Annotated in this window: 12 protein-coding genes and 1 pseudogene; 3 read left to right on the forward strand and 10 right to left on the reverse strand. The window is 43.3% G+C overall.

What is annotated here, in order from left to right; translation table 11 throughout:
* Window positions 1–118 precede the first annotated feature (118 nt).
* Together ACTW1R_RS13080 and ACTW1R_RS13085 are read right to left on the reverse strand one after the other, a co-directional pair.
* Entirely contained in the window at window positions 119–1,543 is a 1,425-nt protein-coding gene (locus ACTW1R_RS13080; protein ID WP_016608849.1) for a 6-phospho-beta-glucosidase, read from the reverse strand.
* An 11-nt stretch (window positions 1,544–1,554) separates the two neighbouring features.
* Complete coding sequence (locus ACTW1R_RS13085) at window positions 1,555–3,411, reverse strand: beta-glucoside-specific PTS transporter subunit IIABC (RefSeq protein WP_016608850.1); 1,857 nt, start codon at window positions 3,409–3,411, stop codon at window positions 1,555–1,557.
* A 471-nt stretch (window positions 3,412–3,882) separates the two neighbouring features.
* Here ACTW1R_RS13085 and ACTW1R_RS13090 point away from each other — a divergent pair, with 471 nt between their 5' ends.
* A complete protein-coding gene (locus tag ACTW1R_RS13090; RefSeq protein ID WP_016608851.1) occupies window positions 3,883–4,704 on the forward strand; it encodes an MBL fold metallo-hydrolase in 822 nt (273 codons plus the stop codon).
* A 35-nt stretch (window positions 4,705–4,739) separates the two neighbouring features.
* On the opposite strand, the gene ACTW1R_RS13095 is transcribed toward ACTW1R_RS13090, so the two are convergent.
* From ACTW1R_RS13095 to ACTW1R_RS13130, 8 genes and pseudogenes are all read right to left on the reverse strand, one after another.
* Window positions 4,740–5,627 (reverse strand): MurR/RpiR family transcriptional regulator, encoded by an 888-nt coding sequence (locus ACTW1R_RS13095; protein WP_034858971.1) that lies wholly within the window; start codon window positions 5,625–5,627, stop codon window positions 4,740–4,742.
* Window positions 5,628–5,754: 127 nt separating this feature from the next.
* Window positions 5,755–6,933 carry an MFS transporter gene (locus tag ACTW1R_RS13100; protein ID WP_153883584.1) on the reverse strand — a complete coding sequence of 393 codons (1,179 nt, stop codon included), beginning with the start codon at window positions 6,931–6,933 and terminating at the stop codon, window positions 5,755–5,757.
* Between the two features lie 290 nt (window positions 6,934–7,223).
* Window positions 7,224–8,982 (reverse strand): annotated as a pseudogene (locus tag ACTW1R_RS13105) (1-deoxy-D-xylulose-5-phosphate synthase).
* A 442-nt stretch (window positions 8,983–9,424) separates the two neighbouring features.
* Window positions 9,425–10,498: an ABC transporter substrate-binding protein gene (locus tag ACTW1R_RS13110; RefSeq protein ID WP_010749877.1), complete on the reverse strand. Its 1,074-nt coding sequence runs from the start codon at window positions 10,496–10,498 to the stop codon at window positions 9,425–9,427.
* Entirely contained in the window at window positions 10,495–11,331 is an 837-nt protein-coding gene (locus ACTW1R_RS13115; protein ID WP_005228535.1) for an ABC transporter permease, read from the reverse strand. The genes ACTW1R_RS13110 and ACTW1R_RS13115 overlap by 4 nt, the downstream gene beginning before the upstream one ends.
* Window positions 11,328–12,137, reverse strand: a complete 810-nt coding sequence (locus ACTW1R_RS13120; protein WP_010749878.1) for an ABC transporter permease — start codon at window positions 12,135–12,137, stop codon at window positions 11,328–11,330. Before ACTW1R_RS13120 ends, ACTW1R_RS13115 begins: the two co-directional genes overlap by 4 nt.
* A gap of 12 nt (window positions 12,138–12,149) precedes the next feature.
* Window positions 12,150–13,238 carry an ABC transporter ATP-binding protein gene (locus ACTW1R_RS13125; protein ID WP_005228533.1) on the reverse strand — a complete coding sequence of 363 codons (1,089 nt, stop codon included), beginning with the start codon at window positions 13,236–13,238 and terminating at the stop codon, window positions 12,150–12,152.
* 16 nt (window positions 13,239–13,254) lie between these two features.
* Window positions 13,255–13,797 (reverse strand): helix-turn-helix domain-containing protein, encoded by a 543-nt coding sequence (locus ACTW1R_RS13130; protein WP_015510239.1) that lies wholly within the window; start codon window positions 13,795–13,797, stop codon window positions 13,255–13,257.
* Between the two features lie 386 nt (window positions 13,798–14,183).
* On the opposite strand from ACTW1R_RS13130, the gene ACTW1R_RS13135 reads away from it, so the two are divergent.
* Together ACTW1R_RS13135 and coaB are read left to right on the forward strand one after the other, a co-directional pair.
* Window positions 14,184–15,173, forward strand: coding sequence for an acrylyl-CoA reductase family protein (locus ACTW1R_RS13135; protein ID WP_086337942.1), 990 nt, complete (start codon window positions 14,184–14,186; stop codon window positions 15,171–15,173).
* Window positions 15,170–15,919: a phosphopantothenate--cysteine ligase gene (coaB, locus tag ACTW1R_RS13140; RefSeq protein WP_087627898.1), complete on the forward strand. Its 750-nt coding sequence runs from the start codon at window positions 15,170–15,172 to the stop codon at window positions 15,917–15,919. The genes ACTW1R_RS13135 and coaB overlap by 4 nt, the downstream gene beginning before the upstream one ends.
* The last annotated feature ends 8 nt before the right edge of the window (window positions 15,920–15,927 follow it).

Here is a 15,927-nt window from a genome sequence, read left to right on the forward strand (position 1 = left end):
GATGAAAAGCGTCCACCATTGGCTCGTGTAAAAAAAGAGTTCCTGCTTCCCTGTCCTGATGTTGCACGACACAATACAAAAAGAATGACACATTTTCTCGTGTCATTCTTTTTGTATATTATAAAACTTCCCCATTTGAAGCGATCACTTTTTTATACCACTCAAAGGATTTTTTCTTGGTTCGTTTCAAGGTGCCGTTGCCTTGATCGTCTCGATCCACATAGATAAAGCCGTAGCGTTTACTCATTTGACCGGTGCTGGCTGCTACAAGATCAATACAACCCCAAGTAGTATAACCAAGTAGTTCCACGCCATCGATCGTCACTGCATCTTTGAAGGCTTGAATATGTTTTTTTAAATAGTCGATCCGATAATCGTCTGCGACAAACCCATTCTCATCAGGGGTATCGATCGCCCCTAACCCATTTTCTACGATAAACAACGGCTTTTGATAGCGATCATACAATTGATTCAATGAATTTCTCAGTCCTAACGGATCAATCTGCCACCCCCACTCAGTCGATGATAGATGTTCATTTTTAATTGATGGAAAGAGGTTCCCTGTCGCTTGCGCATAGTCTTCTGGGTGGGCACTGACCGTTCGAGAACAGTAATAAGAAAAACTGACAAAATCAACAGGAGAAGCCGCTAAAATCGCCTCGTCCTCAGGTGTTATTTTGATTGTTAAGCCTTCTCGCTCAAATTTTTTCAAGGCATAATTGGGGTATTTGCCTCGGGCTTGCACATCGATAAAGAAATAGCCTTCGCGATCACGATTGATTGCTTCTTGGTAATCTTCAGGTCGGCAAGTATAAGGATAATGACTGCCACCAGCCAGCATACAACCAACTTGATTGGTCGGATCGATTTCATGAGCTTTTTGGGTTGCTAAGGCACTGGCGACTAACTGATGATGCGCTGCTTGGTATTTGATTTCTTGACGATTGTCCCCTTCTTTAAAGACGATCCCGCCACCTACAAAGGGCTGATGCAGCAAAATATTGATTTCATTGATCGTCAGCCAATATTTGACCAACCCGCGATAGCGTTGGAAGACGGTTTCCGCATAAGCCACATAGAAATCAATGAGTCGGCGATTTTTCCAGCCACCAAATTCCTTGATCAAATGCAGCGGAACATCGAAGTGGGCAATCGTGACTAATGGCTCGATTTGATGTTTTTTCAATTCTTTGAAGATTTTCTCGTAAAAAAGCAGTCCTTCTTCGTTGGGCGCTTCGTCATTGCCATTCGGAAAAATCCGTGACCAAGAAAGTGACATCCGATACACGTTAAAACCCATTTCGGCAAAAAGGGCAATATCTTCCATATAATGGTGGTACATATCAATGGCCGTTTGGGCTGGATAAAAAGAATCTTCTTGCCATTCCAACATTTCCAGTTCACCAGCAGCGACCTTTGCGCGATCAGGACCAGTTGGTAAGAGGTCGACATTTGATAAGCCACGTCCTCCTGCTAATACGCCTCCTTCTGCTTGATTGGCAGCCGTTGCACCACCCCATAAAAAATCATCTGATAATCCCATGTTATTTCCTCCTAAACTTTGACTACAAGTACTTCCTCTTCTTTAGCTACCAATCCTTCCTTCACAAGTTCGACTGCGGTATATTGTGGTGTATTGGTAACGATGATCGGTACTTGTGTGACATATCCTGCAGCTTTTATCTGCTGTACATCGAACGTCAGCAGTCGCTGCCCTTTTGTAACTTTTTGCTCTGCTTCTACTAACGCATCAAAATACTGACCATTTAGTTCCACTGTGTCTAAACCGACATGGATCAACAATTCAATTCCCGTGTCTGAAACCAAGCCAATCGCGTGTTTGGTAGGAAATACAGCAGCGACTTTTCCATCAAAAGGCGCAATGACTTCACCGATGGGTTCATCGACCGCAAATCCTTTTCCGAGTGCTTCAGAAGCAAATGCGTCATCTTTGACTTGATTCAGTGGCATCACGGTTCCTGGTACAGGATTGATCAATAGGGTATCTTCTAAGACTACTGCTTTCATATCTGGAACATCAATTGTCACTTTTGTTTCATATTTGAAGCTTAAGACATAGGTAACGACCACACTCACCACAGCTGCAATCACCAATGCGATAATGATATTCCAAAAATAGCGCATCGTATCATCACCGATATATAGTAAGACTGCTGGGAGACCAGACGAACCGGTCGCAAAGCGATGCGTATTGGTCAAGCCAGCATACAAACCACCAGAAGCCCCACCGATCATTGCCGCAACTAACGGATATTTTTTTGGCAAATTGATTCCATATAAAGCGGGTTCAGTAATCCCCATGTAGGCAGTGATCGCCCCTGATACCGCCAACTGCTTAGTCTTTTTCTCTTTCGTACGCAATGCGACAACTGCTACTGCAGTTGCTTGAGCAATGTTTGAGACCAATGCCCCTGGACCAAAAATACTGTCATACCCAAGTTCTGCCATTTGCATCACCCCTAAAGGAGCAATCCCATTGTGCAATCCAAACATCACCATGATTGGTAAAAAGCCACCAATCAAAACCGCTGGAACCCAGCTAGCATGGACACTTAAGAAGGTAAAGAAAGTTGCCAAATAGCCACCCAAGATACTACCGATTGGTCCAAATAGCGAGAAGGCTAAAGTACCCATTATCAAGAATGTTAGCATTGGAACAAAAACCAGTTCTACTGATTTTGGAATCACTTTGTTCAAAAACTTTTCGACATACGACTGGAAAAAAATCACGATCAGGATCGGAATGACTGATCCCGTATAGTTTGCTAATGTAAAAGGAATAACCCCAAAAAAGTGAACGGGTTCGCCTGCTGTGACCAAGGCACCCCAATTAGGATGCATCATCATAGCAGCCACTGAAGCCGCTAAAATCGGATTGCATCGCAATTTTTGTGCCACAGTGAAGGCCAGGATCATTGGTAAGAAGAAGAAAACACCATCTGCAAAAAGATTCAGCATGTAATAGGTTTGCGAATCAGCGGTGATCACATCAAAGACGATCAACAAAGCCAAAACTGCCTTAACCATTCCAGCACCGGACAATGCCGGAATAATTGGTTGAAACGTTCCTGCCACAAAATCGATCACTGCAGCTGCCGGTCCTTTTTTCTCCCCAGGCTCTGACGTCCCTGATGATTGAAGCGAAACCAATTTTGTGACTTCTTCATAGACATCTTTGACATGTGTTCCAATCACGACTTGATGTACCCCTGCGTTATTGATGTATTTGGCAACCCCATCGAGTGCCTCTAATTCTCCTTCATCTATACGCTTTTCATCTTTGACTTTAAAGCGTAATCGTGTTTGACAATGATAGGCATCCGTGATATTTTCTTGTCCCCCCAGATACTGGACGATTTTTTTTGCTAATGATTGATAATTTTCACTCATACATTCCACCCCTAGATAAATTTCAAAGAAAATCTATGTTGTATGTGCTCACCGGTAAAACATACTGTTCTTTCTGCCAGCAATGTACCATTTTTAGAGAACGGTTCCAATCCTTTTTCCTAAAGTCAAAATGGATTTCACCTTTTCATTAAATACCGCTCTTTTTTCGAAATTTATTCCACGAAAAGCCCCCGCATTGCCTTGACGAAGCCAGGAGAAACAATGGTATAATTTACTCTATGAATGCGACACTTTTGAATTGTGGCAATCAAAAACAATCGATGAGCGCACGCCATAGAATAATCATGTAAAAAAAGGCGGCACAATACTCTCTTAAAATTACTGGAACTGCAGCTTCTTTCCCCCAAACCGTTGAAGCACCTCATAATGGAACAACGATTCAGCATAGCCTGTTACGAACGGCGATGCTGCGTTGGATTTAAAAAAAACAGCCGAAGGGAACGAAAAAAAATGACAAACGAAAAACAAGCAATTCCTCCAAAAACGATTGTCTTTAACGAAAAAGCTTTTCAAAAAACGGATCAAACGATCATTCGATGGTTAGGAAATTCCGGCATTCTTTTAAACAGCCGGGGTACTTGTATCATGGTCGATCCGGTCTTAGAAGGATTTGACCTGCCGTTACTGATCGATCTGCCAATCAAACCGTCGGCAGTTCCTCACTTAGATGCGGTATTGATCACCCATTCGGATAACGATCATTACAGCATTCCGACAATTGACAAATTAGTTTCTGTTACCGACAGCTTTCATGGACCCAAGTATGTCGCCGAACTTATACAAGAGCACTTTCATGTTGCTGCCCAAGGCCACGATATCTATGATTCATTCACCGTGAAGAATTTGACGATTTCTTTAACAAAGGCGTATCACCTTTGGCAAAATGAAACGACAAAATTTGATCGTGTCTTCCAAATTGAGGACTATTGTGGCTTTTGGATCGATACACCTGATGGCTCTTTGTGGATTCCTGGAGATTCTCGGCTTTTACCAGAGCAATTAGAGATGCCTCAGCCAGATGCGATCTTGTTTGACTTTAACGACAACGCGTGGCACATCGGCTTTGAGAATGCCGTCAAGCTGGCAAACACCTATCCGCATGCTGAATTGATCCTCTCCCATTGGGGAACAGTGGATGCTCCGCATATCGATGCCTTTAATGGGGATCCTGAAGCTTTGTACGATCGGATCGTCAATCCAAAGCGGATTCGTCTTGTCGCTGCCGGTGAGCCTATCGAATTGAAATCAACCACTCCTAACAATGTACAATAGGGAAAAAGGACCACACCATATTCGGTGCGGTCCTTTTATTCTTCTGCCATCTCTTTAAACGTCGTTTTTCGGCTCGTCTCTAAAAAACGAGCATTGGTGATTTTCATTTGGATATTTTCCTGATAATCGAGGGAAAAAATCTTAGCAAACAAAACTGTCAAAAGGAACTGAATCGATTCTTCTGTGGAAAAATTTCCGATTTTGGAATACAGTTTTTCTCGGCTAGCAATCGTCAAGACGATCGTCGAATAGTCCCGCAAATAGTTCTCTCCACCACTCGTAATACTGATAATCGGCACACCATTTTTCAACAATGTTTTCACATTTTTCATAGGATACGTTTCTGAATTATTACCAGAATAAGAGATCAGAATGGCACAATCCTTTGGGGTCAGCGTATTAGAAATCAAGCCAGATTCATCCGCATCTGCAAGAAAGGCTTTTTTATGGATCGTGTTTAAGTTGCGTTTAAACAGCTGTCCGAAATAAGAATTTGGACTACGCCCATAGATGACGATGGTTTGAGCGCCATTGATGAGCCTCGCAGCTTGATTCAGGTCTTTTACGGTCATAAGTGCCGCTGTTTCTTTAATCGTTTGCATACGCAAGTTCGCCAAGTTTTCAATGATTTCTAATGTGTCTGCAGCTTCATCAAAAGGAATGTTCACATCGATTGCTGCTGACCCATCATCAAAATGAGCCAATTCGTGCATGAAGGCATATACAAATTCTTTCCAACCAGAAAAGCCAAAATATTTTGCAAAACGGACCAGCGTCGGCTTGGAAGTATGGGTCAGTTTTGCGATTTCTTCCATACTATACTCACTAACTTTTTCTCGATTGCTTAATAAAAAGTCACCGATGGTTCGTCTCGCATCATTTTGTTTAAACGCTGCTTCTTCAATTTTTTGAAAAAGATACATCTGGTTCTCCCCTCTGATTGACGCCTGCAGTTTGTCTAGTACGCTCAACTCATCATTGTTTCTTTTTATTATAAGCGATGAGAAGGATGAAATGAAGACGGAAAACGAGGATCAAGCTAGCTTTCGCCTATCCTCGTTCAAAATACAGAAAGTATTTATTTCCCAAAAAAGCTAGGACACCAATCAAGCACAACAAGCCCCCAGATAGAATCATCTGCATCCCTGCTGTTTCATTGCCGCTGACTAGTATCAGCAAGCGTGATGCATAAGGTGCTAACGTGACCCCTAAATTGTATGCAACGATCGAGACGATCGTGCCAAACTTAGCTTCCGCTTCACCACCAGTCGTCAGCAAGTGGGTGAAAAAAGGCATGATGTTGCGAAAGGCAAAGCCTAGTAGTAAAGAACAACCCAAGAGCAGCCCCACCGTCTGCAAGGGATAGGTCAAATAGATGCTGCTTCCTGCAAGCAATGCCGCAATGGGCAGCAACCAGCGATGTAGGCGGCTATATATCAAGCCAAAGGCATTGCCTGCGATAAATGCCCCCGTCGCAATGGCGGCGATCATGTTACTGCCATCGGTCGCATCACCAATTCCTTTTTCCAACAACAACGGTGTGATCTGCAGATTGTAGTTGATAAACAAGACAACGATTAGAAACAAGAGCACACCCAAAACAAATGACTTTTGTTTCCGTTCTGTTGAAACCGTGACGTTCGCTATCAGAGCCGCATCAGTGGTCGCTTTTGTTTCGTTGGGAATAAACACCTGAACAAAAAAGAGACTGATCAAGGCAAAGCCATAAACGAAGAAAGAGATCTCCCAACTGATCTTCACTAGCTGCCCTACCAGCAAAGTCATAAAGATACCACCTAAACCACCGACGGCACTTTCTAACCCAAGGGCCTTGGCTTTCTTTTGCGGCTCATTTTGGAACAACAAACTAATCATTTGAATCGCCAAACGATTGAATAAGCCGATCCCGAAGCCAAGAATCGCGCGCGAAAGAAACAAGACAGGAAAGCTCCCCTGATACCATGCCGGCAGCGTGCCAAAAACTGCCACAATGACCAAGCCGGTGACCATCGTGTATTTTTTGCCGATCCTTTTTTCGATCATGCTGGTAGTAAAAATCCCCAGCAAAAGAAACAATGACGGAATCGTGGTCAGTAACCCGACGTAGACCGCATCTACTTCTGGAAAGCTTGCCGCAATCGCTGGAACATTGGCAGAAATCGCCGGTGCCGAATAGACGACCATTGCCACCGACAACAGTGCCAGCAACTTCATTGAAAAAAATTTCATAGTTACCCCTTTTCTTTTTACAAAATACTTTTTTTGTTTCTCTGAGTTCAACCAGATAAGACACCAAAGCAATCTTTTCCTACCTCTTTATTATTTGCTGGATCGCTAGCATTTGACCAATGCTTCCTACGCTGAGGCTTTATGCTTGAAAAGCATTGGTCTTCTGCATTTGCTGCAGATCGTCACCGATAGTCTGCGAAAAAACCTTGCAGTCTGTTGTTCTGCAAGGTTTTCTTCGATCATTCATTTTTTAACAATCCTATCAGCTACGCAAGACACCCTAAGAGAACTTATTTCTGCAGCTGTTCTATGACATCTTTCGTAATTGCCTCAGCAGTGATACCAAGTTCGGATAAAACGTCCGCTGCCCGGTAATTATCATAAAATTTCTTTTCTAAGCCATAGTTTTTGACGGCGATCTCACGATCACCAAGATAGCTGGCAATCATTTGTCCATAGCCGCCCTCTCGTATGCCGTCTTCCAACGTGACAACGAGTTTATGCGCTCGTGCCACAGCATCCAGCAATTCTTTGTCGACCCCTGAAATAAACTTAGGATTGATCACCGTTGGGGTAATTCCATGTTGCATTTTCAATTGTTCTGCGATCTCTTCCGCTAGCGCATAAAAGTTTCCGACACCGACGATGGCTACCTGCGTGCCAGCTTGAGTCACTTCATTTTTTTGATCGCTAAAGTCAGTAGAGGCTGCTCGTACCGTTTCGTTGACAGGTCCAACCGGTACCCGGATCGCAACTGGAGCGTTGGTTTGTTCCAGCGACCAATCCAACATTGCTAGATATTCTTCTTTAGAGGTTGGCGCAAGATAAACAAGGTTGGGAATATGTGCCAAAAATGGAATATCAAAAATTCCCAAATGGCTCTCGTCATTCATTCCATGAATCGATGCACCGTATACCAGAATCGTTCCAGGCAGATGATTTAAGGCCAAAAATCATGGGAAATTTGATCAAAACTACGTTGCATAAAGGTAGAAAAAACGGTCCAGACAGGTTTCGCTCCATTTTTTGCTAACCCAGCAACCATCGATACCGCATGTTCTTCTGCAATACCCACATCTACAAATTGTTTACCTGCTTTTTCTCGTTGTTCTGGAGAAAAAAGCAGCATCGGTGTACCAGCATTTACAGCCACGACTTTAGGATCTGTCGCCATTTTTTCTAATAAATAATCCGTCGTTAAGCTGTTGTAGGTTACTTGATTGCCCCCAGCAGAAATATATTCGCCGGTTTCTAAATGAAAGGGACCGCCTGCATGAAACTTTTCACGATCTTCTTCCGCAAACTTGAAGCCTTTGCCTTTGATCGTATGAATGTGTAATAAAACAGGATGATCAATGTCTTTCACTTTTTCAAATAAAGCGATCAAGGCAGCGAGGTCATTTCCTTCATCTAAATAGTGGTACTCAAAACCAATCGCTTTGAACAGATTGTCTGCTGCTTGCCCCTTGGTTTCCCGCAATGCCCGCAAATTCTGGTACATCCCCCATGGTTTTCCGCGATTGATTGGTCATTGTCGTTGAGGATCACGATGGTATTGGTGCCTAATTCCACAATATTGTTCAAGCCTTCAAACGCTAAGCCACCTGATAGAGAACCATCGCCAATCACGGCAACGACGTTATACGTTTCATTTTTTAGGTCACGGGCTTTCGCCACACCATTTGCCAACGAAACTGAGGTGGAGGTATGACCGACTGTAAAGAGATCGTGCTCGCTTTCTTTCGGATTCGTGTAACCAGAAACCGCATCATACTGCGTAGCATCAAGAAAGGCATGGGCGCGTCCCGTCAGCATTTTATGGATATAGGTCTGATGAGACACATCAAAAATCAGCTTATCGGTGGGGGAATCAAAGACTTTATGCAACGCGATCGTCATCTCAACCATCCCCAGATTGGGGCCATGGTGCCCCCCATGGTGACTGATTTTTTCCAATAAAGCAGTTCGTGCTTCTACTACCAGTTCTTGAAGTTGCCCACTGGTCAATTCTTTTAACGCTTTGGGGCTTTTGATTTTCTCTAATAACATGTACGTCCCTCCTGTAAAAATGTTTGAATAGTTCGTGTGTTTACTCACAAGGAAAAAGACACGAAGTCGAAATGAGTGGATCGTTCTCTAAAATGAAAAAAAGCGGCAATCGGAGCTGGACGCTCTTTTTTAAATTCCTGTCAAACCAAGAAATAGCAAGTTATCCTAAAGGGATATCGTGATTTTTCTTAGTTCTAACCATCGCTGCTCATTTCTTCTATCTAAAAAGATACCACCTAGAGTTGACTTTAGGTCAAGTGGTTTTTGAAACATTTTGAACAAAACGAGGTTGATTTTTCCTAATTATTGAAACAATTGCAGGTTTATTCTCTATAAATTTTCTTTTCTAATACATATTCCTAGAAGTTCATTTGATATGTCATAGTAAATTATAAAAAACTGCCATTAAACAGGATCCATTCCCTGCTTAATGGCAGTTTGCTTATTTCCGATACATCTTCAATTCCAAGAACAAATCATTATAGATGCCCAGATACTCAGCACCTAAGTTTTCATAGACTTCGAGGTGTTCCATTAATTCATCGGATGGATAGAATTGTTCGTCTTCGGTGATCTCGTCAGGCAGTAATGCCATGGCTTCTTGGTTAGGTGTGGAATAGCCGATGTACTCTGCGTTTTGTGCAGCGTTCTCGGGTTCTAGCATAAAGTTCAAGAAGGCGTAAGCACCGGCTTCGTTTTGTGAGGTCTTAGGAATGACCATATTATCGAACCACAGGTTGGAACCTTCCGAAGGGATCACATAATGAATGTGCTCGTTTTCGTACATCATGTCGGCTGCTTCCCCAGAAAATGTGACCGCAACCGATGCTTCTTCATTGGCCATGTACATTTTGATTTCATCTGCGACGATGGCTTTGATGTTTGGAGTCATAGTCCGCAGCTTATTGAATGCCTCTTGCAGCTGATCATCGTCTTTGCTGTTAAGAGAATAGCCTAAGCTGTCCAAACCTAATCCCATCACTTCACGCGCGCCATCGATCAGCATGATGCTATTTGCTAATTCGGGTTTCCAAAGATCGTCCCATTGGGTGATCTCACCTTCATCAAAGAATTTATCGTTATAGACGATCCCCAGTGTTCCCCAGAAATAAGGGATGGAATATTGATTGCCTGGATCAAAACTCAAGTCCAAAAAGCGAGGGTCGATATTGTCTAACCCTTTGATTTTACTGTGATCCAATGGTTTTAAAAGATTTTGTTCCATCATTTTCTCAATCATGTATTCACTCGGTATGGCGATGTCATAAGACGTACCGCCTTGTTGGATCTTCGTGAACATCGCTTCATTTGAGTCAAAGGTTTCATAGTTGACTTTGTAGCCTGTCTCTTCTTCAAACTTACTGATCAAATCAGGGTCGATGTAGTCGCCCCAGTTGTAGATGTTGACGACCTCAGCGCCTGCCATACCAGAGGAGCGTTCCAATTCACGGACACCAAAGAGCAAGATCAGGACGATCGCAACAATACCGATAATCAGAGATTGTAGTCGTTTCATCGCAGATTTGCCACCTCCACACGGCGGTTTTTACGCAATTTCTTCGCGCCGTTTTCTTTACTGATAAAGTAATAGCCTACCACCAGGATCATGGAGAATAAGAAGACAAGTGTACTTAATGCATTGATTTCTAAACTGATTCCTTGACGTGCTCTAGAATAGATCTCTACCGATAAGGTACTAAAGCCATTGCCTGTCACAAAGAATGTCACGGCAAAATCATCGAGTGAATAAGTAAATGCCATGAAATAGCCGGCGATGATGCCCGGTGTCAAGAAAGGCAAAATGATATTTTTAATGACTTGAAAATTATTCGCGCCTAAATCACGGGCAGCATCGATCATTGAATCGTTCATCTCTTGCAGTTTCGGCAAGACCATCAACACCACGATCGGGATACTAAAGGCGATATGCGAAAGCAATACGCTGAAAAAGCCTAAGCTAAACCCGCGGAACAAGTTGCCGATCATCGTGAAGAAAATCAAGAAGCTGGCACCAATGATGACATCTGGTGAAACCAACAAAATATTATTCAAACTCAACAATGCCGTTCTCGTTCGGCGTTTGCGGGTATAGTAGATGCCCATCGCACCAAATGTGCCGATGATCGTTGCCAGTAATGCTGATAAAAATGCCAGCATAAAGGTGTTCAACACGATGATCATCAAGCGGGTATCTTGAAAGACGGATTGGTAATGTTCAAAAGTGAAACCCGTAAAAGCATTCATGGTGCCTCCTTCATTGAAGGAATAGAAAATCAAATAAAAGATCGGCACGTACAAAAGAATAAAGACGACGATCAGATAAAGATTGGACCAGCGAAATTTTTTCATTTACGTTGCCCTCCTTTTTTCTTTTCTCCCGTAAACAGCATCACGAGGAACATGGCGATGATCAAAATGACGCCGATGGTCGAACCCATGCCCCAGTTTTGGGTAACGAGAAAGTGCTGCTCGATCGCTGTACCAAGTGTGATCACGCGATTGCCCCCAATCAAACGGGTCAACATGAAGAGGGAGAGCGACGGAATGAAGACGGCTTGGACACCGCTTTTCACACCGTTTAACGACAGAGGGAAAATCACTCGTCGGAACGTATCATAGCTGTTTGCCCCTAGATCGCGACTAGCACTGATCAAAGAGGGATTCATTTCTTCTAAGGCATTAAAAATCGGCATGATCATAAAGGGCAGTTCGATATAAACGGCAACCGTCAAAAAGCTAAAGTCGGTAAACAAAATCTGCTTTGGTCCAACACCCATGATTTCTAGGAAGTTGTTGACACTGCCATGAATGCCGAAAATCCCAATAAACGCATAGGCTTTTAACAATAAGTTGACCCACGTTGGTAAGATGATCAACAGCAGCCACAAATCTTTGTGACGCAGCTTAGTTAAGAAATAGGCTGTCGGGTAGCTGATCACTAAGGTAATCACGGTGATCAAAAAGGCATACCAAACCGAGTTTAAGGTCATGATCAAATATTTGCCAGAACCTAAGTAGCTTTGATAATTGACCAGCGAAAAGTTGCCGTTCATATCAAAAAAGGATTGGTAGATGATCAATAAGACTGGTGCAATAACAAATAGCAATAACCAAAAGACATAGGGTATCGCATAAAAACGACGCATTTTCGTCATTAGCTTTCCCTCCTAATCTTCGTAGCTCTCTAAACGAGCATCAAAATCTTCTTCGGACTCATTGAAACGCATGACGTGGATGTCTTCTGGTTCAAAGGAAAGCCCGATCTTGCTTCCTTCAGTGGCTTTTCTTGTAGAGTGAACCATCCATTCGTTGCCTTGTTCATCGTAACAAATGATTTCGTAATGCACGCCTCGGAACAATTGCGTGTCTACTTCAACGACCAGCTTGCCTTTTTCCGCCGTCGTCAAATTCAAATCTTCTGGACGGATCACGATCTCAACAGCTTCATTCGGCCGCATCCCGCCATCGACACATTCAAATTGCTTGCCGACAAATTCCACTAAGTTGTCTTCGATCATCGTGCCTGTGACGATGTTGCTTTCACCGACAAAATCTGCCACGAAATGGTTGATTGGTTCATCGTAAATATCCACTGGTGTGCCGCTTTGGACGATCTTCCCTTTGTTCATAACGAAAATCTCATCACTCATCGCCAACGCTTCTTCTTGGTCATGGGTGACAAAAATAAAGGTGATGCCTAGTCGCTGCTGCAATTCCCGCAGCTCGTATTGCATGTCGGTTCGCAATTTCAAATCCAATGCGGACAATGGTTCATCCAGGAGCAATACTTTGGGCTCATTGACGATCGCTCGTGCGATTGCGACCCGTTGGCGTTGTCCTCCAGACATTTCGCTGATTTCACGATTCTCATAACCAGGAAGCTGCACTAGCCGCAACGCTTCTAAGACTTTTTTATTCACTTCATCTTTTGGTAATTTTTTGATTCGCAGACCAAATGCCACATTTTCAAAAACGTTCATATGTGGGAATAAGGCGTAATCTTGAAAGACAGTATTCACTTGCCGTTGATTGGCAGGAACGTCATTGATTCTTTGTCCATCAAAATAAACGTCGCCTTCTGTTGCGTCCGAAAAACCCGCAATGATGCGTAAGATGGTTGTTTTTCCACAACCTGAAGGACCTAACAATGTATAAAAGCGACCTTCTTCAATATCAAAACTCACTTTTTTCAAAACTGTTTCATCATCATCAAATCGCTTCACCACATTGTTGAATGAAATTATTGTTTTTCCCACACTCTTTCCTCCTGTACTATAAATAAGAATCTGTCACGACTACAAGCACACGGCTTTTTTTGCCCGCAATATTTTTTAATTGATGCGGCTCAGTCGCCTGATAATAAATCGATTGGCCTTTACGAGCCTTGTACTGCGTTTCTCCTAGTGTCAACGCCACACTGCCCTCTAAGACATAGATAAATGTTTCTGCTAACGATGGTTCAAAGGTCTTGTATTCGCCCGCTTTATCAAAGGTCAGCAAGACTGGCTCCATTTCTTTTTCATTGGAATCGGGAATCAGCCACTTCAATTCATAGCCATTTTCTTCATCATAATAAAGCGTGCTGTCTTCTTCGCGATAAACCACTTGATGCTGCGCATTTTCTTCTCGGAAAAATTCCTCTGGTGTCACGCCTAAAACTTCTAAGATCGTAAAAAAAGTTTCCATAGAAGGCGAACTCAAATCACGCTCCAACTGTGAGATATAGCCTTTCGTCAAATCGGTCCGCTCGCCTAATTCTTCTTGGGTCAAATTCTTTTGAACGCGCAAATTGCGCAGCTTCTCGCCAATCTCCATGTTCATTCCCCCTTTGATTGACACAACTTCAAATAAAAAAGTTTGCTATAAGTAAACTTCATGTTTAATTTCACTTTTTCTAGTATACAAATAATTGCAAAAAACACAAGCTTTTTTTCTTCATTTTTTTGAATTCTTTTCTCTCTGATCAAAAAAAGGAGTGACGCTAAACGCTTGTATTATAAAGGAAAGGAATGGCGGTCCCGTCATTTTCGCTTTTCACAGGTTTAAAAGAACAACTTCTATTTTAACGAAGAAAAGGTAGATTTAATAATAATCTGTTTTTACTGATTTTTTGATAAGAAGACCTGCCTTTTCTTGCTTCACTGGTTAAAAAAATAAAACTTATGGTATTATGAGTACAAACCATCAAAGGAGTGTCTGAAATGACGAATTTCTCTACCTTTCGTGTCATGAATGAACCAAATTTTACTGCTTCACTCACAACTGCAACCCTTGACGAGCTGCCAGCAGGCGATGTGCTTGTCCGTGTTGATTACTCAGATGTCAATTACAAAGATGCCTTGGCAGCAAAAGAAAATGGCGGCGTGATCCGCACGTATCCGATGACGCCGGGAATCGATTTAGCAGGGGAAGTCGTGGACAGTCAGTCTGCTGATTTTGCCCCAGGCGACCAAGTCTTAGTGACAGGTTATGGCTTAGGGGTTTCTCACCCAGGCGGTTACAGTCAATTTCAACGGGTCCCAGCCGAGTGGCTCGTGAAACGTTCTGCTGGTTTTTCAGCAAAAGACAGTATGACCTATGGCACTGCTGGGTTCACAGCAGCTTTAGCAGTGCAAGAATTAGAACAGCTGCACTTAGCAAAAGACGCTGCTATTTTGGTGACAGGCGCTAGCGGTGGCGTCGGCAGTGTCAGCATTGCTTTATTGAAAAAACTGGGCTATACAAATATAGTGGCGCTATCTCGGAAAAACGATGCGCAATGGTTGTTAGACCTAGGCGCAGCAAAAATCATTAGTCCTGATGACGTGGTACCAGAAAAGGTCAAACCATTAGCAAAACAAACGTTTGCAGCGGTCATCGATACAGTTGGCGGTCCATTGCTTGCGGCAGTGCTTCCGCAAATCGCGTATGGGGGCGGTGCCTTCTTATGCGGCAATGCTGGTGGAATCAAAATCGAAACGACTGTCTTACCCTTTATTTTGCGTGGGATTCGCGTAATTGGGATCGATTCGGTCAATGTTTCCCATGAGATCCGCTCGGCATTATGGGAGAAATTAGCGGGTGAGTGGAATGTGATCGATCAGCTTTACACGAAAGCCATCACTTTGGAAGACTTGCCAGAAACATTGGCAGCTTTATTAGCTGGTACGCACCAAGGACGGACGATCGTTGAGGTGTCACAAGCGCAATGAGAATTTTGATTACGGCTGGCGGTACTTCCGAAAAAATCGATGATGTCCGTGCAATCACGAATCATTCCACGGGCTCACTTGGTCAAGCCATTGCCAAGGAATGGCTGCAATACCCTGAGGTGGCCATCGATTACGTTACGACGAAAACTGCCAAACAACCGCCGACCGATCCACGCGTTACCTGTCATTTCATTGAAGGGACCACGGACTTGTTGACGCGGTTGACCGATTTATTGACGACCCATTCGTATGCTGCTGTGATCCACAGTATGGCAGTCAGTGATTTCACCCCTGCTGCTCATTTTTCAGAAGCAGCGTTTTATGAAGCAATCAACGATGCCCTACCAGCTTATGACAACCAGGTCACTCCGGCATTGATGGCACACGTGCTCACACAATCTGAAACAACGGCAGGCAAAGTTTCTTCCAATACTGATCATTTGTTTTTAGTGTTGAAGAAAACCCCGAAAGTGATCCAAACCATCAAAGCATTACAGCCGACAACCTTATTAGTCGGATTCAAATTATTAGTAGACGTAGCGGAAGCCGAGTTGTTTGCGGTCGCACGAAAAAGTCTGCTGGCTAGCCAAGCGGATTATGTGTTGGCCAACGACTTGACGCAAATTTCTGGAAACCAGCATGTCGGACACCTTTTGACACAAGAAGGACAAATCGGGACTGGCCGCACAAAAGCTGAGATCGCAACCTTGATCGTTGACACATTACGCAATGACCTGCGTGCTTAGCTAGATGT

The sequence above is a fragment of the Enterococcus sp. R12 genome, assembly GCF_058135755.1.

Coding starts and splice junctions, on each gene's coding strand:
- ACTW1R_RS13120 (WP_010749878.1), bottom strand. CDS start 12,137: ATGACGAAAATGCGTCGTTTTTATGCGATACCCTATGTCTTTTGGTTA.
- ACTW1R_RS13080 (WP_016608849.1), bottom strand. CDS start 1,543: ATGGGATTATCAGATGATTTTTTATGGGGTGGTGCAACGGCTGCCAAT.
- ACTW1R_RS13090 (WP_016608851.1), top strand. CDS start 3,883: ATGACAAACGAAAAACAAGCAATTCCTCCAAAAACGATTGTCTTTAAC.
- ACTW1R_RS13085 (WP_016608850.1), bottom strand. CDS start 3,411: ATGAGTGAAAATTATCAATCATTAGCAAAAAAAATCGTCCAGTATCTG.
- ACTW1R_RS13095 (WP_034858971.1), bottom strand. CDS start 5,627: ATGTATCTTTTTCAAAAAATTGAAGAAGCAGCGTTTAAACAAAATGAT.
- ACTW1R_RS13110 (WP_010749877.1), bottom strand. CDS start 10,498: ATGAAACGACTACAATCTCTGATTATCGGTATTGTTGCGATCGTCCTG.
- ACTW1R_RS13135 (WP_086337942.1), top strand. CDS start 14,184: ATGACGAATTTCTCTACCTTTCGTGTCATGAATGAACCAAATTTTACT.
- ACTW1R_RS13100 (WP_153883584.1), bottom strand. CDS start 6,933: ATGAAATTTTTTTCAATGAAGTTGCTGGCACTGTTGTCGGTGGCAATG.
- ACTW1R_RS13130 (WP_015510239.1), bottom strand. CDS start 13,797: ATGGAGATTGGCGAGAAGCTGCGCAATTTGCGCGTTCAAAAGAATTTG.
- coaB (WP_087627898.1), top strand. CDS start 15,170: ATGAGAATTTTGATTACGGCTGGCGGTACTTCCGAAAAAATCGATGAT.
- ACTW1R_RS13115 (WP_005228535.1), bottom strand. CDS start 11,331: ATGAAAAAATTTCGCTGGTCCAATCTTTATCTGATCGTCGTCTTTATT.